A 25,648-nucleotide genomic window follows, 5' to 3' on the forward strand; every position below is an offset into this window, starting at 1 on the left:
TTAAAATTGACAAATTACTTGCCAATTATTGCTTCAATGGTTCTCTGAATATCAGAATTCGACATAGAAATAGCACTGGGTAAACTCAGCCCTTGCTTGCTTAATTTTTCTGCTATTGGCAAAACTTCTCCTTGGTTATAAATTGGTTGGAGATGAAGGGGGGGAAATAAAGGACGGGTTTCTATATTTTTGCTTTTTAATACTTCCATTAGCCGATCTCGATCCATTTCAAATGCTTGATCGTCAATCAAAATAGAATAAAGCCAAAATACACTGTTTGCCCAATCTGCTTCAGGGGGTAACTGGATACCTGCTACATTCTGCAATCCTGTAGTATAAGCCTGAGCAATTCGTTTTTTAGCGGCAATAATACCATCGACTCTCTCCATCTGGGCTACACCTAAAGCTGCTTGGATATTAGTCATTCGGTAGTTATACCCCAAGACGGGATGCCAATAGCGTTTTTGTGAGGACATTCCGTGATCTCGTAAAATCCGAACTTTTTCAGCTAAATCACTACGATTTGTAACAACAATACCTCCTTCACCCGTTGTGATTATTTTGTTCCCGTAGAAACTAAATGTACCAAGATCGCCAATTCCTCCAACAATTTTTCCTTTATATAGAGCTCCTTGTGCCTCAGCCGCATCTTCAATCACTGACAAATTATATCGATTAGCAATTTCTAAAATAGGATCTAGATTGCAAGGATGGCCGTATAAATGAACTGGAATAATTGCTTTCGTCTGAGGAGTAATAGATTGCTCAATTAAATCAGGATCGAGATTCCAAGTTTCTGTTTCACTATCAACAAATACTGGCCTAGCTCCTGTGTAGCTTACCGCGTTAGCTGTAGCAATAAAGGTTAAAGAAGGTACAATCACTTCATCACCACAACCGATTCCCAGAGACAACAAGGCAAGATGAAGTGCCGTAGTTCCACTACTGGTAGCAATAGCATAACGAGTCCCACAAAAATCAGCCATCATTTCTTCAAAGCGAGTCACAAATTTACCTGCTGAAGAAACCCATCCAGTGAGAACACATTCCGTCACATAGCTTAATTCCTTTTCTCCCAAAGAAGGTTCAGCTACGGGCAAACGCATTCTATTATCGAAAATAGCCAAGTCAGCAACTCGATGATGTTCATCTAAAAGAGGAATTACCCTAACAGGATCGCTAAATAAAGATGCCACCTCTTCGCTTGACATTCCTAAACGAGCCGTCTTGGAATTAGGTCTTGGTACATCTGATATAGGCGATTCCAAACCATAACCTTTCAGAATAGCTCTGCGAATATCCCCATCAGTAACTAAACCGACAAAAACCTGAGTATCTGGCTCAACAAGTAAAGCCGTACCGAGGGATCCTTGGTCAATTGCTTGCATTGCCTGTCTGATAGTGCCTTTGTATGACAAACTCATTGCTTGAATACTTTCTCTATTTATATTTGTCTTCACTTTCTGACCTCTACTATTAATGTATCACTCGTTAATCGCTCTTCCCGATCGCGCTTATATAGAGATTCTATGCGTTGTAATATAGGCTTAGTTTCTTGGAAACTAGGTGCTGATAGTTGGGGTTTCCCATAATCTAGCCAATTAAGTAAATTACGCAACCCATAACGCTGTACTCCACGAATTGTAAACGCTGTAAAGCTTGCTTTCCTTAAAGCATATCCCAAAGTATCAGCAGTAAAGTAACTCAGATGAGCAACTTGCCAATAAAAATTTCTGTAATCAGATTGCTGTTCTAGCAACTCATCGTCACAATTAGGTACTTCAATCAGAAGATACCCGCCAGGAGCCACAAATTCAAAACACTGTTTTAAGAATTTAATTGGATTACGAACATGTTCTAAAACGTGGAATAAAGCAACTGCTTGAAATTGACCTCTATAAGGTTCTATAAATTCAGGTCTATCTATCCATCCCCGAATAAATTTTCCATCTAAATGAGCCTGAGCTAATTTGATACGACAACTGCTAATATCTATGCCTAAAGCATCATATTTCTGTTGCGCTAGTAAATCAACGAAAAAACTATATCCACAACCAATATCTAAAACTTTTCCTCCGGGAACTAAAGATTGAAGCCACTTAACACGCCTTTCAGTATCATCAACACTTTTTTTTCTCCATACTGCTAAATCAGTTTTACCCATAATATTTTGGGTTTGAGAATCTGTATTATAAAACTCTGTTTCTTCTATTTCTGAAGGCAAAGGATATAGTTGAATGTGATCGCTGACCTGATGACGAACCACTTTAATTTTCTTTGAAGGATCATCTCGCAATGTTTCGCTGACTACTTCATAGCTGCCTTTTTGTTTTGTCAATAAATCTTCAATTTCCATAACTTTTTCTTAGTTCTCTAGTTTTAAAACTTTTTTTACAATTTCGTAATCTTGCTGTATGGATTCTAATTTACGATAAATTTCTAAAGTAATTGTTTTGCTCCTAAAATCGTAGGCTCTCAATTCGTCTAAAGTTTTGCTATCTTGATTAAACCCTCTGTTTTGGTCGTGAAATCCATCATTTTCGCTGATATGAATATAGTTAGTGTGATTAAATAAAGTGCCGAATTGCTCTGCAAAATCAAGTTTTAATGAATTTACACTCACTTTTAAATGAGCAATATCTAGTAATAATTCAAACTCCAACCTGTCCCTAAATTCTAAATAACTGTCATAATCTGTTAACAGAAAAGGATTTTGCCCATTATATGTTCTAGCATTAGTCTGAGAAAACACATTATTTTCTATATATAGTTCGATATCATCACCAACAAGCTCTTTAAGAATATTAAAGGCACGACAAAAACGATTAATTGCCTGATTTTTATTAAATAACTTATCTTTGCCGATTTTTTGTCCGATCTCCTTGACTCTAATATCAACGAGGAAACCGGCATGAAACCCAAGTTTTTTAGATCCAAGTTTTTTAGACAGTGTGATCGCATTTTTGCAATGTTCTAAACTTCTCTCATAAATTTCATCATTGAGAGATGCTAAATTTAGAACAAAATGATTTTTAGGAGGTGGAAAGTAGTTATGAACCAAATAGTTTAAACTGTACTGATCTTGAAGCTGCAATAACTCCATTTCATAATCATTATAGTAATGAGTTCCCCCTGTAAGTTCTATATTTGTAAATCCTCTTTCAGCTATCTCTTTTACCGATTCCCCGATTTTTTTCCGTGAAGAACAAGCCGATGATATATAAATCATAAATTATATTATAATTTTTTGAGCTGATTAATTTTAAGTTTTATATTTCCAAAAAGCCAACTAATTGTTCATTTTCTCGCTCTTTAAATTTATATTTTAGTGCTTTATAGAGATTCAAAGCTGGATTATTATCTGCATACACTTTTAAGCGAATTTGATTGGCACCTTTAGTTCGAGCTGCTGCGTGAAGAAAAAACATCATTAATTTACCCAATCCCTTTTTTCTATATGCAGGGTGAATATAAACTCCTAAACTAGGAACTGTGTAACCTTCATCCCATCCCCGGAGCATTCCATAGCCCAGTATAGTTCCGTGCCTTACTAAAATATAGTACAAATCCTGGCCTATATACTTGCATAATTTTTTTGCATACTCTTCAGTAAAGGGGTGAGGATGAAATATTAGCGAATCCCCATTTTCTTCTATGGTTTTAAATAAACTTACCAACTGTGGCTCCCATTGCCGATCTAAAATTCTGCATTCTAATTCTGATGAATTTTTCATAGATTTATTAAATGATATTTCAATTATTCTTCTAGAAGCTTACTAACTCCAATCTATGTCAGATAAGGTCAAGTAACTTTCAGCAGAGATATCTCTAGTCACTCCCTTACCCAGAATGCGATCGTACCAAGACGGTTGCAATCCAAAGCCAGGACGCTTACAGACCAAATCCTCTGCTGATATAATTTTTCCGGCTTTTATATGCCGACGTGCCACCAAACTTTTCTGCATCATTGGCTTGTTTGGCAACTCACTTGCTGTCGGCTGTTTAATACCATCTCCTAAAGCTGCTTCCACATCTCGAATAGTTTGAACTAATGCAGAGAGTTCAGCAGGTTCTAAGGAGGCTCGGTGATCGGGGCCGTTCAAAGTACGATCTAAAGTAAAATGCTTTTCGACCACACAAGCTCCTATTGCCACTGCCCAAGGACTAGCTCCAATTCCTGTTGTATGGTCAGAGAAGCCGACAGGAAAACCGAAAGCCTGTTCTAGCGTTTTCATCGCTCGTAAGTTTACTTCATTGATAGGGGCAGGATACTCAGAAGTACAATGCAAAATTACTATTTTTTCTGCTATTCCTCCTGTTTTTATCGTGTTTACTGCTTCCTCGACTTCTGCTAAATTTGACATCCCTGTAGATAAAATAACAGGACGCCCCTTGCTTGCTACATAACGCAAAAATGGTAGATTAGTTGTATCCGTTGAGGCAATTTTATAAGCAGCAACATCAAGATGAGCGAGCATATCAACACTTTTGTTCTCATAGGGAGTACACATATATATAATCCCTGCGCGATCGCAGTGTGTTTTTAATTCTTTGTGCTGATCGTCATTCAGTTCTACAGACTTGAGCATTTCATACTGACTTCCAGGCTTTCCAGTTGTTTCAACTTGATATTGTGCTTTTGGAGCTTCTGGAGTAATTAATTCTTCCGTTATAAAACTTTGAAATTTAACAGCATCCGCACCTGCTTTGACGGCAGCATCAACTAACTGATGAGCTAATTCTATGTTGCCATTATGGTTTACTCCAGCCTCAGCAATAATAAAGCAAGGTTTATCCTGACCAATTTCTCGATTACCAATTCGCACATATTGACTCATGTTTATTTGCCCTTCATCCTTTCTCTAATTAAAACTTCTGCAATTGTAAAGTCTAGTTCACTATCTATATCGATACTTCGATTTTCAGGCATCAGATAGCCTTGCATATCCCCACCATATAGCATTTTATTTTGCCGAATAAACTTAGTTCTTATCACATCCACTGCACCATTTAGGCGATAAACAGGTGGTAGTTTCTGACTTTGATAGTATTCTCGTTCATCTTTGCCCTCCAAAAAAGGAACGAGGCGATTTTCATCTATAAATGATTTCATCCAATACGGATGATGGTTTACTTTACATACTGAACGAATACAATCAGCGTCATGATTTTTGAGTTTTTCAATGCATTGTTTCACATCTTCTGGAATTCGCAAAGGAGATGTAGGACGCAACCAAACCACCATATCTGGTATATAATTCTCTTTTTCTTTTAAAAAATCCAAAGTATGTAAACAGACTGGTAAATCTGGGGTTTTATCTAAGGCTAATTCAGCCGGACGTAAAAATGGAACTTCTGCTCCATATTGAGAACTAATTTTAGCAATTTCAGGAGAGTCCGTAGACACTAGAACTCTATTGTCAAGAGAAATAGCCAATTCTATAGTCCAAGCGATTAAAGGTTTTCCTGCCAAGTTACGAATATTTTTCCCAGGTATTCTTTTTGATGCAGCTCTTGCTGGGATGATTATCAAAGTTCTCATAAAATGAAGTTTTGTTTTACATTATTCAAAATTTAAGTAGCTTACATTCTTAAAGATATAGACTCAAAGAGTTTACTCATTGAAAGGTTTGTTTATTTTACTTTCTTGATAGTCATTGAAGAAAATTTTTGATATGAAACTCCTTGAGAATCGACTGCCAAACCAGTCGCATCAAACTCTAACACATCTCCATAAGCACTCATCCACCCAACCAAACGTGCCGGAACCCCAGCCACCATTCCATAGGCCGGAACATCCTTCGTGACCACTGCCCCCGCTGCCACAAAAGCGCATTCATAGAGCGTTACCCCACAGACAATCGTTGCATTCGCCCCAATACTTGCACCCCGCTTAATCAACGTTGTTCCGTAGTCATCACTCGTATTGCGAGGAAACTCAGACCGGGGCGTTTTCACATTCGTAAAGACCATGCTAGGGCCACAGAAGACATAATCCTCTAAAACAACCCCCTCATAGAGGGACACATTATTCTGAATCTTACAGCCGTTCCCAATCGCCACCCGATTCGCCACAAACACATTTTGCCCCAGGGAACAATCCCGGCCAATCTTGGCCCCACCCATCACGTGGGAAAAATGCCAAATCTTTGTCCCCTGACGGATCTCCGCACCAGGGTCAATATAGGCCGATTCGTGGGCAAAATAATCACTTGTTTTTTCTTTCTGTTCGTTCATCTTCAGTTCATAACCTGGTCTAAAGCTGCTGCCAGAATCTCATTTTTGTTCACCTGGGCTTCTAGCTCGATAGCCGAATACTTGCCTTCAAAAGCCTCTAGGGCTGCCTTGCGGATCGCCGTATCAAACGCATCCTCCAAGATTTCTGTTAATTCCTCCCGATTCGCATAAACACCCCCAGCCTTGCGCCGCTTATTTGTCCGCTGCATGGCCTTTGCCGCATTGTAAATCGAAAAATCCCAAGAGCGGGTCGTCCGATTTTCCGCCGCCTGCTTAATCAAATGCAGGAGCAAAATCACGCCATAACTATAAATTTTGTTGAGCTTGTCCTCCTTCGACATTTCCTCCATTTCCTCGATGAGCGCGAGGGCATCCCCATAATTTTCCGTTTCGATATACTGCCGCAACAGGGTCAATTCTTCCATGGGATTTACCTCTCTAAATCACGCTGAACCTGCTCCAAAATGTTAACCACTGCTACCCCATTCCAGCCATCGGAGCGGGGGCGTTGTCGTGTTTCCATACAGTCCAAAAAATGTTGGCATTCCTGGCGGAGGGGCGGTGGACTCTCAAAGTTTGCTAGCCAACTGCCTTGATCCTGATTTTGCAGATCCTGATCCACCGTTTTTTGGTAAACCGTCACCTGCCCAGACACCTCATCATAGACCAGCATCTCCTGGGAACCAATCACCATTGTTTTCCGTTCCAGTAAAGGCGCATACCAAGAACAATGGATATGGGCGGTTTGTCCCCCGGCAAAAGTTAAAGCCACATCGACATCATCCGCCACTGTGGGTTGGAGCATTGTTCGTCCCGCCGCTTTTACTTGTTGTAATGTGGGTTGTCCGAGTAAGTCTAAGACGACGGAAACATCGTGGGGCGCAAACGACCACCAGACATTTTCCTCGCGCCTAACCCGTCCCAGCTTGGTTCGCCGCGTTGCCACATGCAAAACCTGGCCCGCTTTTCCCGTTGCGAGATAGTCCCGCATCCAGGCGATCGCCCCTTGGTAGAGCAACAAATGACCGACCATCAAGATCCTTCCCTGCTGATCCGCATATTCTGCTAGGGCCTTGGCTTCATCTGCCCTGAGAGTCATTGGCTTTTCTACAAAAACATCCTTGCCCGCTTCTAAGGCTGCTAGGGCTAGGGAATAGTGGGTCGGGGCAGGGGTCGCAATCACAATCCCTTGGGCTTCACTGTTTAGCGCTTTGGCGAAGTCAGCATAAACTTGTACATCAGGATATTGCTGGATAACTTTTTCCCGAAGCACCGGTGCCAATTCGACAACCCCGGCCAATGCTCCCAATTCATAAAAATTTTGAACGAGGTTTTTGCCCCAGTGGCCCGCCCCCACAACAATCACTCGACTCATAACAACGTCACCTTATCTTTGTCACAGTTCAAATGGCGCGTCACCCCCCGCGTATCTAGCACCGCCTGGGCCTGCTTGACCACATTGCCATAATCAATGGCACGATGATCCGTCGTAATCACCACCAAATCAACGGCTTGAAGCAATTCATCTGTGAGGGAAATTGAATGCAATTGCTCACTGTTGACCTGAATCTCAGGGACGAAAGGATCATGGTAAAAGAGGGTGACGCCAGCTTGGGAAAGCCGTTCAAGTAAGGCGATCGCCGGTGATTCCCGACAATCTCCCAAATCTTTTTTGTAAGCCACCCCCAAAAGCAACACTTGAGATTTTGAGGGCGCAACCCCCACCCGATTTAAGATGCGCCAAATTTTGTCCGTCACAAATTCCGGCATTCGACGGTTAATTTCTCCCGCCAACGCGATGAAATGGGTTTCAAAATTATATTCTTTCGCTTTCCATTCCAGATAATGGGGATCAATCGGGATACAATGGCCCCCGACCCCAGGCCCCGGATAGAATGGCATCATCCCGAAAGGTTTTGTGTTGGCCGCATCCAACACCTCCCAGACATCAATCCCTAGGCGATCGCACAACATTGCCAACTCATTCACAAGGGCAATATTCACCGCCCGAAACGTATTCTCAAAGACTTTGACCAACTCTGCGGCCTTAGCACTGGTCACCGGCACCACATGATCGATAGTTTGGGAGTAAAACAACATCGCCGCCTCTAAAGAGTCAGGATCAGAAGCCCCTACCACCTTATTTGTATTTTTAGTGGTATAGCGCTTATTGCCTGGATCGACCCGCTCCGGTGAGTGGGCCAGAAAAAAATCTTTCCCTTGTCGCAAACCGCTAATCCCTTCCAACAGGGGGCCCATTACCTCATCCGTTGTCCCTGGATAGGTCGTGGACTCAAGGGTAACCAGTTGTCCTGGCTTTAAATGTTCAGCAATTTGTTGGGTCACACTTTCTACATAGGACAGATTCGGCGTGAGATTTTGAGTTAATGGTGTTGGCACACAAATGACGACCACATCTAGATCTGGAATCGCCGTAAAATTTTCGACGGCCCTAAGGCGACCACTCTGAACAAGTTGCTGTAACGCCTCATCCTCTACGTCAGGAATATAATTTTCAGCGGCGTTAATTTTGGCTGTTCGTGCGGGATTTTGCTCAATCCCGATAACATGAAAACCGACTTTAGCCTTCTCAACTGCAAAGGGCAAACCGACATAACCAAGGCCGACAACACCGACTGTTGCTGTACGTTGCCGAATTTTCTCTTTAAATTGAGTGAGCAGGGGAGCTTCTGAATTCACAGCTTATTTTCTCGAAATTTTGGGCAACTGAAACTCTTTAAGCTTAGATTACCCGAACCAACGATAAAAGTCCTCAGATTCAAGGCTGCCTAGCACAGTGAAAAAGAAGACAAAAGGCGATCGCCCTGATCAAGAATTCTTTTTGGATGTGGTTTAGATACCATAAAAATTGTAAACGCTTGATTGAGCAAACCTTCCTTAAAGCCGATGAAGCCCAAACCTGTTGCCTCATACGAAAATGATTTTTATGGCTGGGCTCAGTGGCAAGCCCAGGCGATCGCCCAAAGGCAAGTATCAGAGGCGGCGTAATCCTAGCTTAAAATCTCGGCTCACCGATGCCGTAGAGGATGGATTTGAGGCTGGCCTTGATTTAGCCCTACGGAAAACAGATTTGCCCCTAAAAATTTTCCCTGAGCAATGTCCCTATGGTTTTGAAGCGGCGATCGCCGATGACTTCCTCTGTGATGTGAGCCAGGATTGGCAATAACTGACTTGAAAGCTTATCGGTTGGTTTTGGTGAGAGCAAACGGGTACCGGATTTTTGTTAGATGGCAGCCAGTTTTACCCTTAAGTTTGGGATGCCCAAGAGAATGTAGGCAAGACCCAGGATCTTTGGTAGGCTTAGTATCGCTTTAAAACTCTATGCTTTAACTATATATACTAACTATGCGTACTCATTACTGCGGGGATTTGCGCTCCGAGCACATTGACCAGACCGTAACCCTGTATGGCTGGGTCGATCGCCGTCGGGATCATGGTGGCGTAATTTTTATTGATCTACGCGATCGCACGGGCATTGTCCAGATTGTCAGTGACCCCCAGCGAACTCCAGATTCCTACAATGATGCCGATGCTAGCCGTAGTGAGTATGTCGTAAAAATTGTTGGGAAAGTCAGTGCCCGCCAAGAAGGGGCGAAAAATCCCAAATTACCCACCGGCGAAGTGGAGATCTACGCTGACACCATCGAGATCCTAAATGGCGTCCATAAACAGCTCCCGATCCTCGTTTCCAGTAGTGCCGACGGCGATCAAGTCAAAGAAGACCTCCGACTAAAATATCGCTACCTCGACCTGCGCCGAGAAACCATGGCGAAAAACCTCCAACTGCGCCACACCGTCGTCAAATCAATGCGCCGCTTCCTGGAAGACGATGAAAACTTCATGGAGGTGGAAACGCCAATCTTGACTCGGTCTACCCCCGAAGGCGCGCGGGATTATCTGGTGCCGTCCCGAGTGAACCCAGGCGATTGGTATGCCCTGCCCCAGTCGCCCCAGCTTTTTAAACAATTGCTGATGGTGGCCGGCTGCGATCGCTACTATCAAATTGCCCGCTGCTTCCGCGATGAAGACCTCCGGGCTGACCGCCAACCGGAGTTTACCCAGTTGGATATGGAAATGAGCTTCATGTCCTTCGACGAGATTATTGACCTCAACGAACGCCTAATTTGTCGTATTTTCCAGGAGGCCCAGGGCATTGAACTAGAGCGCCCCTTCCCGCGCATCACCTACGCCGAGTCTATGGAAAAATATGGCTGCGATCGCCCTGATACGCGCTTTGGCCTGGAGCTAGTCAATGTCTCCGATATCGTTGCGGACATGGGCTTTAAAGTCTTTTCTGGCGCGGTTAAGAGCGGTGGCCAAGTAAAAGTCCTCCCGATTCCCAACGGAAACGATGCTATTTCTAATGTACGGATCAAGCCCGGTGGTGATCTGTTTAATGCCGCCGTCGAAATGGGAGCCAAAGGGCTTGCCTTTATTCGGGTGCGGGAAGACGGGGCGATCGATACCATCGGCGCGATCAAGGACAACCTCAGTGACGCTCAAAAACAAGAACTCCTCCGTCGCACTGGAGCTGAAGCGGGCACGCTCCTCCTCTTTGGGGCTGGGGCAACGGATATTGTCAATAAGTCCCTAGACCGGGTGCGACAGTTGGTCGGTGCCGAGATGGGCTTGATCAATGAAAATCAGCTCAATTTTGTTTGGGTTACAGATTTTCCGATGTTTGAATATAACAGCGACGAAAAACGCCTCGAAGCCTTACACCATCCCTTCACTGCACCGAATCCAGAAGATCTAGAGGATCTGGCAACGGCCCACGCCCTCGCCTACGACATCGTCTTAAATGGCATTGAAATCGGTGGCGGCAGTCTACGGATTTACCAGCGGGAAGTCCAAGAAAAAGTCTTCCAGACCATTGGCTTATCAGAAACCGAGGCCCAAGAAAAATTTGGTTTTCTACTTGAAGCCTTTGAATATGGCACCCCGCCCCATGGCGGCATTGCCTATGGTTTAGATCGTTTGGTGATGCTTATGGCCCAGGAGGATTCCATTCGTGATGTGATTGCCTTCCCGAAAACACAACAGGCCAGCTGTCTGTTGACCGATGCCCCGGCGGGAGTCGATCAAAAGCAACTGAAGGAGCTCTTTGTCGCTTCTACGGCCCCGGAAAAAGACTAGGCCATTGGCTTTCAAGACAACTGAAATTGTTTTCAAAAAGAATAATAGGGGATGATCGTGCAATTTCGGCGATCGCCCCTGTTTTTTTATGCTCTACATCGTTTGGGAAAGGGCGGCTGTTCTCGGCTTTAGGAAAGGGAATGATCTTTGGGGCCAAACATCATGTGAATCGCCATGGTGGGTTTGCCCCGTTGGTGATATTTTTTCGCCCAGTGCCGCATTAATTCATGCAGTTCTGTCTGGGCCTGGGATAGATCGGCGGGGGCAATATCAAGGGATTCAAAAATGCGCATGACGTTGTGTTGTTGCTTTGTCCAGGCATGGCTAAGGCGCAAAAAGTGGGCGGCGTCTTCGAGGAGGGAATGGGGGGCTTTTGTTGGGCTGTCGGGGCCGCCGTAGGTAGAACTCAAAAGGATGTAATAGGGCATCCCCCAGGGATTATCGAGGCGCATCACGGTCTCGGCGTGGAGCAAACGGCGTTTGATATGTTCGGCGAGGGCTTCACTGAGGGGCAATGGGCGATCGCCTGGGATTTTTGCCTGGGCCTGTTGGTGTAAAAAAGCAATAAGATCCGCAAATTCGGCGGAGGAGATCCCCTGGGCCGCTGGGAGATCTGGGGGCAGTTTCGCTTCGAGGTAAGTCTGTTGGTCTTCGCTGAGGCGATCGCCCGTTAACCGGGGTTGGGAGTGATGCCAGGGATACTGCCCTAACCAAACCTGGGGCAATTCAGTCAGGTAAGTGGGTTCCTGGAAAGCCGCATGCTGCAACCGTTGGCCCGCCTGGAGACCCTGCTCAATTTCCTGGACAATGGCCTTGACCCGTTTCGGTTCGATGTGGTGCAAATGCCCAGTCATGCGTAGATTTCCCCCCTGCTCTACATAGGTGGTATAGACCGCACATTTGGCCGCCGTTGCCGCCGCATCCAAAAAAGCCCCATGGCGATAACTGCTTTGCCGGAGCGCAAAAAACGCCAAAGACAACAACACTTGATCAAAGGCACTCGGATTTAGGGCTTGGAGCAGTTCTAGTTCCGGTTGTGCCATCGACGAAAAAGCCCCAGAGGAATTGGTCAATTTTCAGAGTTCCCCAAACGAATCAACTGGCAAGTTAGACAAGAATAATGAAGTTTCGATGATCCCTTTAGGGGCTAAATTCTACTTGGCTTTTGGCCATTGGCTGTGGCTTATCCCCTGAAAATAGGGAAAATCTGACATTTGGCTGAGTTTAATGACCCGTTTTGGCGACGAATCGGCCTCACGAAAATTTAATGGTTATTGACAGGCTAAATGCATCCGCCAATATGCGCAAAAATCAAAATCAAGTTTCCCAAAGACGACGGCGCGGTTTTCCGTTCAAGCGCTGGTGGGCCTCCTGGAGCAGTTGGGGGATGGGCAGTTGGCTGGGGCAACGGGGTAAACAGTCGCCACATTCTGTACAGGCATTGCCTTTTTTTGCCAGGGAACCAATGGCCGGCATTTTCGAGCATTTGATAGCGGTATTCGCCGTAACTTTGCATATCGTAGGCGATCGCCAAATTTCTGAGGCGGAGAATTTCGGGGATTGCAATCGCTTCAGGGCAGGGTAAGCAGTCGTAACATTGGTGGCATTCTGTCCCCTGGAGGCGTTGGTGTTGGTGCTGACTCAGGTTTGTGAGGCGCTGTTGTTCCTGGGGGGTGAGGGGCTGATCTTGGTCAACGAGGGGCACCAAAACAGCCAATTCAGTGGGATTGGCTGCCCCAAAACTGAGGGTCGTAATCCGGCGATCGCCCAACAAAAAACGGTAGGTGAGCTCTAGGGGTGTGTCCGGTTGGCAGAGGGTCTGGAGGGTCTGGGGTGGGGTAAATAGTTGGCCTCCTTTATCACCAGGGGAAATGATAAAAATCCCTAAATCTCGTGCTGCAGCAAGGGCGATCGCCTCAGCATTACGCTGAAAAAAATAATAGTAATGGAGGTTAACAAATTCAAAATAGCCCGTTTCGATGGCCGTGAGAATTAAAGGCAGGGGACCGTGGGTCGAAAAACCAAGGTGGCGAAATTTGCCTTGCCGTTGCAATTGTTGGAGCGGCCCTAGTCCCGTTTCTAAAAACCACTGGAGATGTTCTGCTGTATTAATCCCGTGGATCGCCAGGCAATCTAAATAATCGGTGCCTAAATTTTCTAGGGAAGCTGTGATGGTCTGCTCAATTTCCGCCGCCGCCCCCTTGGGTAATAGTTTGCTAGTGAGAAAAAAATTTGACCGGGGGAGACCCAATTTGCAAAAAGCTTGCCCCAACAAACGCTCACTCACCCCGTAGCTCGGCGCTGTTTCAAAATGATTAATCCCCAACTGCCAAGCCCGCTGCACCGTTGCCGTCATGGTTGCGCTGCTGTCTAAAGCTCGCATTGTCCCCAGGGAAAAAATAGAAATATCTAGTCCTGTTTTCCCAAACCGTCGGTAGCGCATGGTGATCGTGACTGGTGCGGTTCCTAGCCCTCTTCGATGGCCGCCATGAGAGATTCCGTAATATTAACCCCCCGGCGGTCGCCCCGTTGTTGGTAGAGATCCCGCGCCATTTCTAGAGCTTCGAGGGCTTCGCGGGAACGTCGCCGCCCCTGGAGGGCCACCGCAAAATTGTAAAAGGCCGCCGGATCCGTGGGGGACAATTCCGTTAGGGCGCGGTAGGCAATAATGGCGTTGATATAATCCTCGGTCTTCATCGCCGCCGATCCATATAAAGCAAAGGCTTCGCGGGATTGGGGATCGACAAAACTAGCCTGTTCATAGGCGGCGATCGCCTGGGGGAATAAATTTTGGGTTTCGTAGATCTTGCCGACCCGAATTTGCATCGCACTGTCGCGGGTGCTGAGGCGGCGGGCTTCTTCCAGGAAGGCGATCGCCTGGTCACGATCATTGAGACCAAACCACGTCACCGCTGCCTTAATGCGAAGTTCTGCGTCATTGGGCCGTTGGCGCAGCAAATCAGGAAACAGCACTGCCGCCTCTTGGTTCCGTCCTAATTGCAACAAACTGGTTAAACTATTTTGCAGCGCCATGGTGTTGTTGCTGTCTTTAGCCAAAACTTTACGGTACGCGACCAGAGCTTGATCGTAGTCCCCGGCCCGAAATTGCACGGTCGCTAAACCCAGACTGTAGGCCAGGTTATTCGGCTGCAGTTGGGTGGCTCGCTGGTAGGCGTTGATGGCACTGCGGTTATCGCCACTTTGGGCCAAATTAAAACCCAGGGCATTGAAAAACTCTGCATTGTCATCTTCTAATTCCGTAGCCCGGCGGTAGGCCGTCACCGCTTCTGAATAATTGCCCAGTTGAGAGAGGGCGTAACCGAAGGCACCATGGATCCGGGCGTTGTTGGCTTCTATGGTGAGAGCCTGGCGGTAATGCTGCACTGCTTGGGCAAAATTCCGATTGGTCAGCTGTTCATTTCCCTGTTCGAGGAGGGCATTGAGTTGGGGATTAGCCCAAGTGACTGAAGGGGACAATACACCGAAGGCGATCGCCACACCGCAACCCACTAACCAACGAGAGAAACGAATACCCATAGTGAACGTAACGTTTTTTTTCAAAATGACGCATCCGATTCTAGCACGCCGCAAATTATGCTGTTGTCTGGTGTCTGTTCCCCTAATTTTCAAAAAACTCAAGAAAAAAGAGGCTTAAATTCGCCCCTTGTCTCACCATCTTGCATTGGGTAAGGAATATTTGCTGCCACAAAAATGCTTATTCTTCTTCGGTGGTGTGGTGCTCATCCCCGAAACCCATGGAACTCATATCCAGATTTTCCCGGACTTTTTGGGTGACGATCGCCGCAACGTCCGGATTTTCCTCTAGATACTTCACTGCATTGTCGCGACCCTGGGCAATGTTATCCCCTTCGTAGCTGTACCAAGCACCTTTACGGGTAATAACTCCCGTTTGTTCAGCGAGGTCTAGCATGCAGCCCACACGAGAGATTCCTTTCCCAAAGATAATGTCAAATTCAGCAATGCGGAACGGTGGGGCAACTTTATTTTTGGCCACCTTAACCTTGGCGCGGATGCCAAATTCCCCTTCGCTCCCTTTCTTGAGGGTTTGGATGCGTCGGATATCGAGGCGCACGGAAGCATAAAATTTAAGGGCTGTCCCGCCAGTCGTCACCTCTGGATTACCGTAACTAATGCCAATTTTTTGGCGCAATTGATTGAGGAAGATTACTGTACAACCCGAACGCCCCATATTCCCGGCAATTTTACGGAGGGCTTTACTCATGAGACGGGCCTGGAGACCCACCTGCACATCGCCCATTTCTCCTTCGATCTCTGCCCTGGGCACGAGGGCCGCCACCGAGTCAATCACAATCAGATCCACCGCCGCTGAGCGAACCAATTGGTCGGCAATTTCTAAAGCGGATTCGCCGTTATCGGGTTGGGCCACCAGCAGGTTTTCAATATCAACTCCCAAGGCCGCGGAATAGGTGGGATCCAGGGCATGTTCAGCGTCAATAAAGGCAGCGACGCCACCCGCTTTTTGGACTTCGGCGATCGCATGGAGAGCAACCGTCGTTTTCCCAGAACTCTCCGGGCCGTAGATTTCCACAATTCGCCCGCGTGGGAACCCACCCCCCATCGCCTGATCTAGGGTCAAAGCTCCACTGGGGATTGTTTCGACCTTCATCTGGGCGGCATCCCCCAACCGCATAATTGCCCCTTTACCGAAGTTGCGCTCGATTTGGTTGAGCACTAGGTTTAGGGCTTTTTCTTTGTCGGGATTATTGGTGATGGCTGACATGGTTACCTCGATCGCCGTGGCGTAATGGGTCAAAGGTGATTGGGTTTCTGAGTTCAATCGTACTTATGGTATCGCAATTTTTCCGGAAAGCGACCAGAGGATTTTTACAATCCGACAAAAGGCAGATCCAGGCGAGATTTCGGCGACAAACAACCCTCACCGGGATGATTATTTGGGCTGCTGGAAGTGGTAGATAGTCTGGGTTTTGACGGGGGCCGCTTGGATAAAGGTGGGTAGCTGGGGCCAGGTCAAAAATTCACGGTCGAGTTGAATTTGTAACCCCGTCATTGGGTCATCCCCTGTGGCAATCATAAACTCCAATTCCGTGAGATCGTCCCATTGGGCAATGTCACCGAGGAGGGAGGCGATCGCCTGGAGATAGGGATGTTGCGTATCGGTGTACCAATCTGCGCGGGCTAACTTGGCCTGGTCGAAGCCTAGGTGAACGATTAACGGCGCATTGGAAAAGACCGCACTAGCAACCGGACGGGCTTCTTCTCGTACCAATAAATGTTGTTTTTGGGTCAAGTGGCGGAGCCGTTCTAAATGCTCATAGCGTTGGGTGACATTATCTTTCCCTTGCCAACGGAGGGCAATGGTCGCTAGGTGGGTTTGCAGGAGCATATGCCCCAACTTTTGGGCCTTGGTATTGAGATAACGGGTATTAAAATCATTACTCTCAATCAGAAGCGGCACCCGATCGACCACCTCTAGGCCGTAGCCCTTCAGGCCCGCAATTTTCCGGGGATTATTGGTGATTAAACGAATCGCATGGACGCCCAGGTCATTGAGCATTTGTGCCCCCATGCCGTAGTCCCGGAGATCCGCCGGAAAGCCGAGCCGTTCGTTGGCTTCTACTGTATCTAAACCCATATCCTGCAAGGAATAGGCCTTGAGTTTATTAATCAAGCCAATGCCGCGCCCTTCCTGACGTAGATAGACCACCACCCCTTGACCGGCATTTTCGATCATCTTGAGGGCGGCAATCAGTTGCATCCGACAATCACAGCGCAGGGAACCGAGGGCATCCCCCGTTAAACATTCTGAGTGAACGCGCACCATCACAGGCTGGTCGGCAAAATTCTTCGGATCACCTTTCACAATGGCCACGTGCTCTGTGCCGTCCATGGTGTTGCGGTAGGCATAGATTTCAAATTGACCAAACTCCGTAGGGAGCTTCGTGACGGTCTCACGGTAGACAAAGCGGTCATTTTCGAGGCGATAGGAAATCAAGTCGGCAATGCTAATAATTTTGAGGTCAAACTTTCGGGCATATTCAATCAGTTCCGGCAGCCGCGCCATGGAGCCATCGTTATTTTGAATTTCGCAAATGACCCCCGCTGGGTATAAACCAGCTAAGCGGGACAGATCCACCGCAGCTTCGGTGTGGCCAGCGCGCTTGAGGACACCACCGCTCCGGGCTCGGAGGGGGAAAATATGGCCGGGGCGATTGAGGTCTTCGGGGCAGGAGGTGGGGTCAATGGCTACCTGGATCGTGCGGGAACGGTCTTCGGCAGAAATCCCCGTGGTAACGCCCAGGCGGGGATGGGCATCAATGCTGATCGTAAAGGCGGTTTGGTTGCTGTCGGTATTTTTGTGAACCATCAAAGGCAGATCTAAGGCATCGAGGCGATCGCCGGTCATGGCCAAACAAATCAAGCCCCGTGCTTCCACGGCCATGAAGTTAATCATGTCTGGGGTGGCATGTTGGGCCGCACAGATGATGTCCCCCTCATTTTCACGATTTTCATCGTCTACGACAACGATGGCCCGTCCGGCTTTGATGTCGCCCAATGCCGCTTCAATTGAATCAAACTGCCAAGCTGTATCCACGTATTTTCCGGTCTGCTAAATGTAATGTTTCTTTAATATTTAGTCTCTATTGTAACGTTTTGCCGGGGTCGGTGCGGCCTAGATAATCACTTGGGGATCCTGGTGCTTGGGCTGTTTGAGCACGGGTTTTTGCTGGAGAAGTACCGAGAAAGTGACCGTTGATCCTAAGCCTTCGCCCATACTGTAGAAAGAGATTTTGCCGCCACAGGCTTCAACCAGTTTCTTGGAAATGGCGAGGCCCAACCCCGTACCGCCATATTTGCGGGTATGGCCACCCCGCACCTGGGAAAAATTTTGGAAGAGCTTAGATTGCATATCCAAAGCCACACCAATCCCCGTATCGATCACACTGATTTTGACCATCCCTGGAAATTGTTGGTCGTCGTGGATGACGGGTTTGAAAACTAGCTCAACATTGATCGTAATACCACCAGCATTGGTGAATTTGATCGCGTTGCCCACGAGGTTCAGGAGCACCTGAAAAAGACGCTGGTAGTCGCCGTAGAGGATGATATCGTCGTGGCTTTCGGGCACCAACATTTCCCAGGTGAGATTTTTGGTTTGTAACTGGGGCCGGGCAAAGTTATTGAGGTTATCGAGCAGTTCCCCTAGGCTAATGGGCTGGAGATCGAGGTCGAGTTTGCCTGATTCAATTTTGGCAATGTCGAGGATATCGTTGATTAGGTTCAGCAGGTGGAGGGCACTTTCGTGGGCGGCGGCAATGAAATCTAACTCTTCGGCGCGGCCATCGGCCATTTCATCGAGGACGAGGGTCAGAAAACCGATGATGCCATTGAGGGGGGTGCGGAGTTCGTGGGTGGTATTGGCGAGGAAGTCGTTTTTGAGGCGGGCGGCTTCGGTGGCGGCTTGGTGGAGTTGTTCAAGTTCTTGGTAGAGGGTGGCATGGGCGATCGCCGTTCCCAGTTGTTCGGCGAGCTCCTGGGCAAATTCTTGCTCAACTTCCTGCCAAATCCTGGGGCGATCGCACTGTTGCAGACAGATAAAACCATTGACACTACCTTGGTAGAGGGTAGGCAAGATAAGCACCGCTTGACTGTCGGCCAGGGCCGGGCAAAGGGTTGTTAAAGATTGGGAAACTTGAGTTTGATAAATTTCTTCGAGGACTGGGCTATCGGGCGATCGCCAACTAGCCCCAAGACAGGAGGGAACCGAGCTGCAACGATATTCTGCTTCGACCTGAAATCGGCTTTGGGTTGCATCGGCGGTCAACAATAGACAACGACTCACCTGTAAAGTTTTACCTAGGCCATTCATCGCCTCTTGACGAATCACCGTCAGGTCAAAGGTATTGCGGATCTTGCGAGCAATGCGACTGAGGGCTTTTTGATAGGACAGGGGAGAGAGGGAACTGGGGGCAACAGCCTGGGGGAAACCCACCACCAACAGTTGGCCCGCGCCGATGGCAGTGACCAAAAGCTTGAGGGGAAAAGTCTGGTCGGCCCATTGAAAAGTACCGTCTAGGGTTTCGGGGAGGCCCCCCTGACCCACCCGTTGCAGAGCAGTTGTGTAGATGGCGTTGTCTACCGTGATCCATTGCTGAAAAATTTCTGTTGTCACCATTGCCTGGGGTTGGCAGCCAAAGGTTTCTGCCCATTGCCAAAAAAAAGCGGTACAAACCCCCATATTGTCCTGGAGCCAGATAATTTCTGCGTTGAGGGCTTGCCAATAGGCGAAGTGCTGCCGTTGATCTGCTGGTAGTTGAGGCGGAAAACAACCCATGGAGGCATTGAGTGAATATTGTCGAGATTAAGTCCGGGTATTTGATGACTAGCCCAGGCGATCGCAATGGGATCCGCTGCGCGGTGCGCTTTTGGGAAAATCAAACCCTATTGGGGATTTTATCGGACTTTTTCTTGATGGCTGACAAAGGCCCATTATGACTAACAATTTGGGGGGTAAAGGCCAGCTTAACAACAATATACTTACCTTTCTTAATCGTTCCATTCCCCCTTGGGCGGAACTGGAGGATTGCGCCGAAACCGTCGGGTGAGTTCATCATCGCGGACCCGTTCGCCCCGGAGCCACTGCTTAACGGCAGTTTCGATCACTTTGCTGGGGTCGTTAGTAAGATGTTTGATCTGATCGAGGACTTCTGGATCGATGTGAATCGAAATCTGAGTTTTTTCGGGCTGTCTTTGGGGGTCGGTGGGGTGATTTTCCATAGAAATGGCGGCCATTGGATGAGCTACATTCTATCAAAGGGTGTTTGCGTCTCTGTATCAAGGGGCTTGGGTAATTTCCCTAATCGAGGTTGTTATCTTTTGCGCCATCACAAGCTCTCTAAGAGGATGCTAAAGACTTTTAATGTAGGGTCTGCGGAGGCGATCGCCTTTGGTTAAGACCATGATGAAGGATTCATTTGGACAGCCAAAATTGTGACGGTTTCTTGATGGGACTGCCATTTTGTTGCCCAAAAACAAGGAACCCCTCTGGTCTGGGGGACATAGAGGGGCATCTAAACTTATTGAGTTATTCAGTAATAACTGGACTGCCGGAGAGGTTCAATTCCGCCCTGGAGCAGTCGTTAGATTATTTAGGCGATCGCCGCAGCCATGGAGGGCACCAAAATTTCTTTGGGGAAACCGCGATCAAATTCGGTCATTTTACATTCCGTTGCCTGTAGCGCCTGCTGGAGGAATTTCATGGCTTCAACGGGTTTGCCGCGACCACAAAAGAAAAGATCAGCCGCAAAGTACCCATATTCGGGCCAGGTATGAATGGCAATGTGGGACTCAGCAAGGGTTGCGGTGGCTGTTACACCGTGGGGACTGAATTGATGGACACAGAGATCAATTAGAGTCGCTTCTCCGGCGGCGATCGCTTCGATCATGGCCCGACGGATACCTTCGGGATCATTGAGGAGGTTCGCAGGGGAACCCCAACCATCCACCACAAGGTGAGTACCCAATTTTTTCATTCTTTTTATCCTTACACTCCGAGTAAAGGGGATAAACTTTGCGTTCATATCACAAAGAAGATCTCAGTTTCAATGATTTTCTGAGGAAAATAAATCCGTATTTTTACCTAAATTTGGATCGGGGAAATTTTCGCACTGCCCCCAAGGGACAATCAGCAACTTGTTATACTGTGCTGATAAAAACCGTTAACGCCAAAACAAACTACTGATGCAGCCCACCGATTCCAGCAAATTCACCGAACAAGCTTGGGATGCGATCGTCAAGTCACAGGAGATCGCCCGTCGCTACAGACACCAAAATCTTGAGGTGGAACATCTACTCTTGTCATTGCTAGAACAGGAGCAGGAACAGGGATTGGCCCAAACGATTTTGACCCAGACAGGTGTCGATGGGATCAGGCTCCAGCAGCAGTTAGAACGGTTTGCCCAACAACAGCCGAAACTAATGCGGGGCGATCAGCTTTATCTTGGTCAAGGTTTAGATGTGATGTTAGACCGGGCCGAAGCCTGTCGTAACAGTTGGCAGGATGATTTTATTTCTGTTGAGCATTTGCTGGTGGGCTTTGCGGAGGATGAGCGGATTGGACGGCGATCGCTGAAAAGTTTTAACCTCGACCCCCAGGATCTCGAACTCAAGATCAAAGCCCTCAAAGGTAGCCAAAAGGTCACCGCCCAGAACCAAGAGGAAACTGGTAGCACCTATGGCGGCAGTCCCCTGAGTAAATATGGCCGCGATCTCACTGAACAGGCCAAGGACGGCAAACTCGATCCGGTGATTGGGCGAGATGATGAGATTCGGCGCGTGATTCAGGTACTTTCTCGGCGCTCGAAAAATAATCCGGTTTTAATTGGGGAACCAGGGGTTGGGAAAACGGCGATCGCCGAAGGTTTGGCCCAACGAATCGTCAATGGCGACGTGCCCGAATCCCTGAAAAATCGGCAGTTGATGTCCCTCGATATGGGTTCCCTCATTGCCGGCGCAAAATACCGGGGCGAATTTGAAGCCCGTCTGCGGTCTGTGCTTAAAGAAGTGACCCAGTCCGACGGACAAATTATTCTCTTCATTGATGAAGTCCATACCGTCGTCGGCGCAGGTTCCGCCAACGGTTCCATGGATGCCGGAAATCTCCTCAAACCGATGTTGGCACGGGGTGAATTGCGCTGTATTGGGGCGACCACCCTCGACGAATTCCGCAAACATATCGAAAAAGATCCTGCCCTCGAACGGCGTTTCCAGCAGGTGTTAGTCCAACAGCCTACCGTCGAAGATACCGTCTCAATCCTGCGGGGCTTAAAAGAACGCTATGAACTGCACCACGGCGTCAACATTACCGACTCCGCCCTCGTTGCCGCTGCCACCCTCTCCAACCGCTACATCACCGACCGTTTTCTTCCCGATAAGGCGATCGATCTAGTAGACGAAGCTGCCGCCAAACTGAAAATGGAGATTACCTCCAAACCCGTTGAACTCGAAGCGATTGATCGTCGCCTAATGCAGCTACAAATGGAGCAGCTTTCCCTCAAAGGTGAAGAACAACTCGGCGCGACTTCCCCGGCCTATCTCGCTTCCAAGGAACGTTTAGATCGGATCGACGAAGAAATTAAAAGCCTTGAAATCCAACAGAAAGACCTTTCTTCCCAGTGGCTCGCCGAGAAAAATCTCATCGATGAAATTAATTCCCTCAAGGAAGAGGAAGAACAACTGCGTCTCCAGGTGGAACAGGCAGAACGCGCCTATGACCTCAACAAAGCGGCTCAATTGAAATATGGACGTTTAGAAGGTTTACAAGCAGAACTCAGTCAAAAAGAAGTCAAACTGCTGGAAATCCAAGCCGCCGGAGATGCCATGCTCCGGGAACAAGTTACGGAAGCTGACATTGCCGAAATTGTTGCCCGTTGGACAGGGATTCCCGTGAATCGCTTGATGGAATCCGAACGGCAAAAACTGCTGCAACTCGAAGGACATTTGCACGAGCGGGTGATCGGTCAGCAGGAAGCGGTGGAAGCGGTCTCGGCGGCAATTCGTCGTGCCAGAGCAGGGATGAAGGATCCTAGTCGTCCGATTGGTTCGTTTATGTTTATGGGGCCGACAGGGGTCGGGAAAACAGAATTAGCGCGGGCTTTAGCAGCGTTCCTCTTTGATAGTGAAGAGGCGATGGTACGCATTGATATGTCCGAATATATGGAAAAACATGCGGTATCCCGATTAATCGGTGCGCCTCCGGGTTATGTGGGCTACGAAGAAGGAGGACAACTGTCGGAGGCGGTGCGTCGTCGTCCCTATTCGGTGGTGCTGCTGGATGAGGTGGAAAAAGCCCATAAGGATGTTTTTAATATCCTGTTGCAGGTGCTGGATGATGGGCGGATCACCGATTCCCAAGGGCGGGTGGTGGATTTCCGCAATACGATCATTGTGATGACGAGCAATATTGGTAGTGAATTTATCCTGAGTTTGTCGGGGGATGACGCCAACTACGACAAGATGCGGGACAAAGTGACGGGGGCATTACGGAAAAATTTCCGCCCAGAATTTTTGAACCGGATTGATGAACTGATTATTTTCCACACCCTGAAGCGGGATGAGTTGCGCGAGATTGTCAAACTGCAAATTCATCGCATTGAAAAGCTCCTGGCCGACCAAAAAATTACATTGTCGCTCACGGATGCAGCCCTCGACCATGTAGTAGAAGCAGGCTATGACCCGACCTTTGGGGCAAGACCTTTAAAACGGGCGATTCAACGGGAACTCGAAAACCCGATCGCCAATCGCATTTTAGAAACGGACTTTATGGAAGGCGATCGCATTTTAGTTGATTGCGTCGAGGGTGCCTTGGTTTTTGATCGGCAACGACCTGAACGAGAAGTGCCAGAGGTGATTTCGGAAGAGGCGATCGCCCCAGCACCGGAAGAGCAACCCATAGAAACAGAAGAGGCATCTATAACAGAAGCAGAAATCCTTCCTGTCGTCGCACCGGATGAAATTGTGGTTGCAGAGGCTGAACTTGATGAACCCGATGATGATTGGGGTGAAGATGAGACGACTGTTTCCTTTGATGCCGAACAACCCGATGATCAATGGTTTGGTGCCGATGAGCCAGAGCAAACAGCTAATGGTTTAGAATCTCCAATCAGAGAAACTAACCCGCCAGCCTATGTTGGCGCGGATTCCGATTCAGAGGAAAACTGGTTAGATTCTATCTAGGTGTTGAAGCAAAAGGATAATGTCAAGCTCGAATTATTCTTGGGCGTTATGTACAAAGAAATACTTTGTAACTTGCTAAAGTTATCCTTCTAAAATTTATAAAACTTCAAAAAAACTGGTATCCACATAGGAGATAATGGGCGAAGAAACACAATGTTTTGAGTGCCGTGATTCCTGATCCCAGTTCATTTCGTAACGAAACAGAAGTCGAAAGTAAATTAATTGTTCATTACTTATTGCCAAAACTAGGTTATCCGCCTAACACTTGGTACCAAGAAGTTGCCTTTGGCAATATTCGTCTTGATTTTATGGCGTTTACCGCGACGGTAATGCCTTTCACTTGGGATAGTAGCTCTCCTCTAAATCTTATTATTGAAGCCAAAAGTCCGAGAGAAAATTTAGATCGTCATGTGCCTCGTCTAAGAACCTATTTGACCAGTTTAAAGTCCCCCTATGGAATATTAACGAATGGCAAAGATTTTCGTATTTACGAACGAGATGGCTCAAAAATAGATCTGTGTTTTCAATGCTCAGGATCAGAAATTGATGCTAACCTAGAAAAAATCAAGTTTTTAGTTGGTCGTGAAAGTTTAAAACCCGTTCCCAGTAGTCGGAAAAAGTCTGAAATTCAACCAGAAAAAAATTTAACCGCGCGAAAAAATCGTATGAAAATCATCGCTGTTTATCACAATAAAGGCGGAGTTGGCAAAACAACAACAGTAGTCAATCTCGCCGCCGCATTGCAGAAGCAAGGCAAACGGATTTTAATTGTTGATTTGGATAGCCAAGCAAATACGACTTATGCAACTGGTTTGGCAAAATTTCTTGATGAGAAAGACGATGACCTTAAAAATAACAATATTTTGCAACTCATTCAATCTAGAGAAAAATATCCAGTCAAAGCAGTTGCAAGACCCTCAACTTACGTATCCCAAGGTATTGATGTAATTCCATCTCATATTGAGATGATGAAATATGAATCGGAATTAACCCGGATTGAACCAGCCAAAACTCGACTATTATCTAAGCTAAAAGATGTCAAGAATGATTATGATATTGTTCTAATTGATACTCCTCCCTCACTTAATTTGTATGCTCGTATTGCTTTACTAAGTGCAGGTTATCTAATCATTCCTTCAGACCTTAAACCATTTGCTAATGAGGGTTTAAATAATGTCAAAGATTTTATCGCGGATATAAACGAAGCCAAAGATATGTTTGGCATGTCTCCTTTGAAAATTTTAGGTGTTTTACCGTCGAAGATTTCAACGAATGCTCGCTTTGTCCAGTATACATATCCCAAACGTCGCAGAATGGTCGAACAACGTTATGGTTTTCCCCTAATGTCTGCGGCAATTTATGAACGAGAAGATCTTGCCAAAGCGTTGGAAAATACCTTGGAGTATGGAGAAGAAGATATTCCGGATCCACTCTCTATTTTTGACTATAAATCAGATTCTGTATCAGCCCATGAATTTGCAATGCTAGCTAGTGAAGTATTAGAGAAAATCAATTAAAT

Annotated in this window: 21 protein-coding genes and 1 pseudogene; 4 read left to right on the forward strand and 18 right to left on the reverse strand. The window is 47.0% G+C overall.

The features are described 5' to 3' along the window. Window positions 1-14: 14 nt before the first annotated feature. The 10 genes from AWQ22_RS02135 to AWQ22_RS02180 form a co-directional block, all read right to left on the reverse strand. Entirely contained in the window at window positions 15-1,460 is a 1,446-nt protein-coding gene (locus tag AWQ22_RS02135) for an aminotransferase class I/II-fold pyridoxal phosphate-dependent enzyme (RefSeq protein WP_269465851.1), read from the reverse strand. Continuing rightward, entirely contained in the window at window positions 1,457-2,356 is a 900-nt protein-coding gene (locus AWQ22_RS02140) for a bifunctional 2-polyprenyl-6-hydroxyphenol methylase/3-demethylubiquinol 3-O-methyltransferase UbiG (protein WP_065710035.1), read from the reverse strand. Before AWQ22_RS02140 ends, AWQ22_RS02135 begins: the two co-directional genes overlap by 4 nt. A gap of 9 nt (window positions 2,357-2,365) precedes the next feature. After that, window positions 2,366-3,229: a sugar phosphate isomerase/epimerase gene (locus tag AWQ22_RS16290; RefSeq protein ID WP_071925377.1), complete on the reverse strand. Its 864-nt coding sequence runs from the start codon at window positions 3,227-3,229 to the stop codon at window positions 2,366-2,368. Window positions 3,230-3,269: 40 nt separating this feature from the next. After that, window positions 3,270-3,734: a GNAT family N-acetyltransferase gene (locus tag AWQ22_RS02150; protein ID WP_065710036.1), complete on the reverse strand. Its 465-nt coding sequence runs from the start codon at window positions 3,732-3,734 to the stop codon at window positions 3,270-3,272. Between the two features lie 42 nt (window positions 3,735-3,776). Further along, entirely contained in the window at window positions 3,777-4,838 is a 1,062-nt protein-coding gene (gene neuB, locus AWQ22_RS02155; RefSeq protein ID WP_065710037.1) for an N-acetylneuraminate synthase, read from the reverse strand. 2 nt (window positions 4,839-4,840) lie between these two features. Next, window positions 4,841-5,542: a cytidylyltransferase domain-containing protein gene (locus AWQ22_RS02160; RefSeq protein WP_065710038.1), complete on the reverse strand. Its 702-nt coding sequence runs from the start codon at window positions 5,540-5,542 to the stop codon at window positions 4,841-4,843. A 92-nt stretch (window positions 5,543-5,634) separates the two neighbouring features. Further along, a complete protein-coding gene (locus AWQ22_RS02165; protein WP_065710039.1) occupies window positions 5,635-6,237 on the reverse strand; it encodes an acyltransferase in 603 nt (200 codons plus the stop codon). 2 nt (window positions 6,238-6,239) lie between these two features. After that, window positions 6,240-6,662: a DUF29 family protein gene (locus AWQ22_RS02170; RefSeq protein WP_065710040.1), complete on the reverse strand. Its 423-nt coding sequence runs from the start codon at window positions 6,660-6,662 to the stop codon at window positions 6,240-6,242. 5 nt (window positions 6,663-6,667) lie between these two features. Continuing rightward, window positions 6,668-7,612, reverse strand: a complete 945-nt coding sequence (locus AWQ22_RS02175) for a Gfo/Idh/MocA family protein (RefSeq protein ID WP_065710041.1) — start codon at window positions 7,610-7,612, stop codon at window positions 6,668-6,670. Beyond that, window positions 7,609-8,937: a nucleotide sugar dehydrogenase gene (locus tag AWQ22_RS02180; RefSeq protein WP_065710042.1), complete on the reverse strand. Its 1,329-nt coding sequence runs from the start codon at window positions 8,935-8,937 to the stop codon at window positions 7,609-7,611. The genes AWQ22_RS02175 and AWQ22_RS02180 overlap by 4 nt, the downstream gene beginning before the upstream one ends. Window positions 8,938-9,184: 247 nt before the next feature. On the opposite strand from AWQ22_RS02180, the gene AWQ22_RS02185 reads away from it, so the two are divergent. Together AWQ22_RS02185 and aspS are read left to right on the forward strand one after the other, a co-directional pair. Further along, entirely contained in the window at window positions 9,185-9,424 is a 240-nt protein-coding gene (locus AWQ22_RS02185; RefSeq protein WP_065710043.1) for a DUF29 family protein, read from the forward strand. 179 nt (window positions 9,425-9,603) lie between these two features. Then, window positions 9,604-11,394: an aspartate--tRNA ligase gene (gene aspS / locus AWQ22_RS02190; protein WP_065710044.1), complete on the forward strand. Its 1,791-nt coding sequence runs from the start codon at window positions 9,604-9,606 to the stop codon at window positions 11,392-11,394. A gap of 128 nt (window positions 11,395-11,522) precedes the next feature. Here the strand turns inward: aspS and hetR are convergent, their stop codons facing one another. The 8 genes and pseudogenes from hetR to speD all read right to left on the reverse strand — a co-directional run bounded on the left by hetR (window position 11,523) and on the right by speD (window position 20,927). Further along, window positions 11,523-12,467 (reverse strand): heterocyst differentiation master regulator HetR, encoded by a 945-nt coding sequence (hetR, locus tag AWQ22_RS02195; RefSeq protein ID WP_232321453.1) that lies wholly within the window; start codon window positions 12,465-12,467, stop codon window positions 11,523-11,525. A gap of 244 nt (window positions 12,468-12,711) precedes the next feature. After that, window positions 12,712-13,837: pseudogene (locus AWQ22_RS02200) on the reverse strand (aldo/keto reductase). 23 nt (window positions 13,838-13,860) lie between these two features. Further along, window positions 13,861-14,931, reverse strand: a complete 1,071-nt coding sequence (locus AWQ22_RS02205; RefSeq protein WP_232321455.1) for a tetratricopeptide repeat protein — start codon at window positions 14,929-14,931, stop codon at window positions 13,861-13,863. Between the two features lie 178 nt (window positions 14,932-15,109). Beyond that, a complete protein-coding gene (gene recA, locus AWQ22_RS02210) occupies window positions 15,110-16,156 on the reverse strand; it encodes a recombinase RecA (RefSeq protein WP_030007051.1) in 1,047 nt (348 codons plus the stop codon). A 168-nt stretch (window positions 16,157-16,324) separates the two neighbouring features. Continuing rightward, complete coding sequence (gene ribBA / locus AWQ22_RS02215) at window positions 16,325-17,989, reverse strand: bifunctional 3,4-dihydroxy-2-butanone-4-phosphate synthase/GTP cyclohydrolase II (RefSeq protein ID WP_065710046.1); 1,665 nt, start codon at window positions 17,987-17,989, stop codon at window positions 16,325-16,327. 78 nt (window positions 17,990-18,067) lie between these two features. Then, on the reverse strand, window positions 18,068-19,729 hold the full coding sequence (locus tag AWQ22_RS02220; protein WP_065710047.1) for an ATP-binding protein: 1,662 nt from the start codon (window positions 19,727-19,729) through the stop codon (window positions 18,068-18,070). Between the two features lie 212 nt (window positions 19,730-19,941). Then, entirely contained in the window at window positions 19,942-20,172 is a 231-nt protein-coding gene (locus AWQ22_RS02225) for a hypothetical protein (protein WP_030007054.1), read from the reverse strand. A gap of 371 nt (window positions 20,173-20,543) precedes the next feature. Further along, on the reverse strand, window positions 20,544-20,927 hold the full coding sequence (gene speD, locus AWQ22_RS02230) for an adenosylmethionine decarboxylase (RefSeq protein ID WP_041443332.1): 384 nt from the start codon (window positions 20,925-20,927) through the stop codon (window positions 20,544-20,546). 208 nt (window positions 20,928-21,135) lie between these two features. Between speD and clpB the strand changes: the two genes are divergently transcribed. Beyond that, window positions 21,136-24,129, forward strand: a complete 2,994-nt coding sequence (gene clpB / locus AWQ22_RS02235) for an ATP-dependent chaperone ClpB (RefSeq protein WP_065710048.1) — start codon at window positions 21,136-21,138, stop codon at window positions 24,127-24,129. Window positions 24,130-24,296: 167 nt separating this feature from the next. Continuing rightward, entirely contained in the window at window positions 24,297-25,646 is a 1,350-nt protein-coding gene (locus AWQ22_RS02240; RefSeq protein ID WP_065711603.1) for an AAA family ATPase, read from the forward strand. Window positions 25,647-25,648: the final 2 nt, after the last annotated feature.

Origin of the sequence: Picosynechococcus sp. PCC 7117 (genome assembly GCF_001693275.1) — a bacterium.
Lineage (GTDB): Bacteria > Cyanobacteriota > Cyanobacteriia > Cyanobacteriales > MRBY01 > MRBY01.

Coding starts and splice junctions, on each gene's coding strand:
- AWQ22_RS02140 (WP_065710035.1), bottom strand. CDS start 2,356: ATGGAAATTGAAGATTTATTGACAAAACAAAAAGGCAGCTATGAAGTA.
- AWQ22_RS16290 (WP_071925377.1), bottom strand. CDS start 3,229: ATGATTTATATATCATCGGCTTGTTCTTCACGGAAAAAAATCGGGGAA.
- AWQ22_RS02150 (WP_065710036.1), bottom strand. CDS start 3,734: ATGAAAAATTCATCAGAATTAGAATGCAGAATTTTAGATCGGCAATGG.
- neuB (WP_065710037.1), bottom strand. CDS start 4,838: ATGAGTCAATATGTGCGAATTGGTAATCGAGAAATTGGTCAGGATAAA.
- AWQ22_RS02160 (WP_065710038.1), bottom strand. CDS start 5,542: ATGAGAACTTTGATAATCATCCCAGCAAGAGCTGCATCAAAAAGAATA.
- AWQ22_RS02165 (WP_065710039.1), bottom strand. CDS start 6,237: ATGAACGAACAGAAAGAAAAAACAAGTGATTATTTTGCCCACGAATCG.
- AWQ22_RS02170 (WP_065710040.1), bottom strand. CDS start 6,662: ATGGAAGAATTGACCCTGTTGCGGCAGTATATCGAAACGGAAAATTAT.
- AWQ22_RS02175 (WP_065710041.1), bottom strand. CDS start 7,612: ATGAGTCGAGTGATTGTTGTGGGGGCGGGCCACTGGGGCAAAAACCTC.
- AWQ22_RS02185 (WP_065710043.1), top strand. CDS start 9,185: ATGGCTGGGCTCAGTGGCAAGCCCAGGCGATCGCCCAAAGGCAAGTAT.
- aspS (WP_065710044.1), top strand. CDS start 9,604: ATGCGTACTCATTACTGCGGGGATTTGCGCTCCGAGCACATTGACCAG.
- AWQ22_RS02205 (WP_232321455.1), bottom strand. CDS start 14,931: ATGGGTATTCGTTTCTCTCGTTGGTTAGTGGGTTGCGGTGTGGCGATC.
- recA (WP_030007051.1), bottom strand. CDS start 16,156: ATGTCAGCCATCACCAATAATCCCGACAAAGAAAAAGCCCTAAACCTA.
- AWQ22_RS02220 (WP_065710047.1), bottom strand. CDS start 19,729: ATGGGTTGTTTTCCGCCTCAACTACCAGCAGATCAACGGCAGCACTTC.
- AWQ22_RS02225 (WP_030007054.1), bottom strand. CDS start 20,172: ATGGAAAATCACCCCACCGACCCCCAAAGACAGCCCGAAAAAACTCAG.
- speD (WP_041443332.1), bottom strand. CDS start 20,927: ATGAAAAAATTGGGTACTCACCTTGTGGTGGATGGTTGGGGTTCCCCT.
- clpB (WP_065710048.1), top strand. CDS start 21,136: ATGCAGCCCACCGATTCCAGCAAATTCACCGAACAAGCTTGGGATGCG.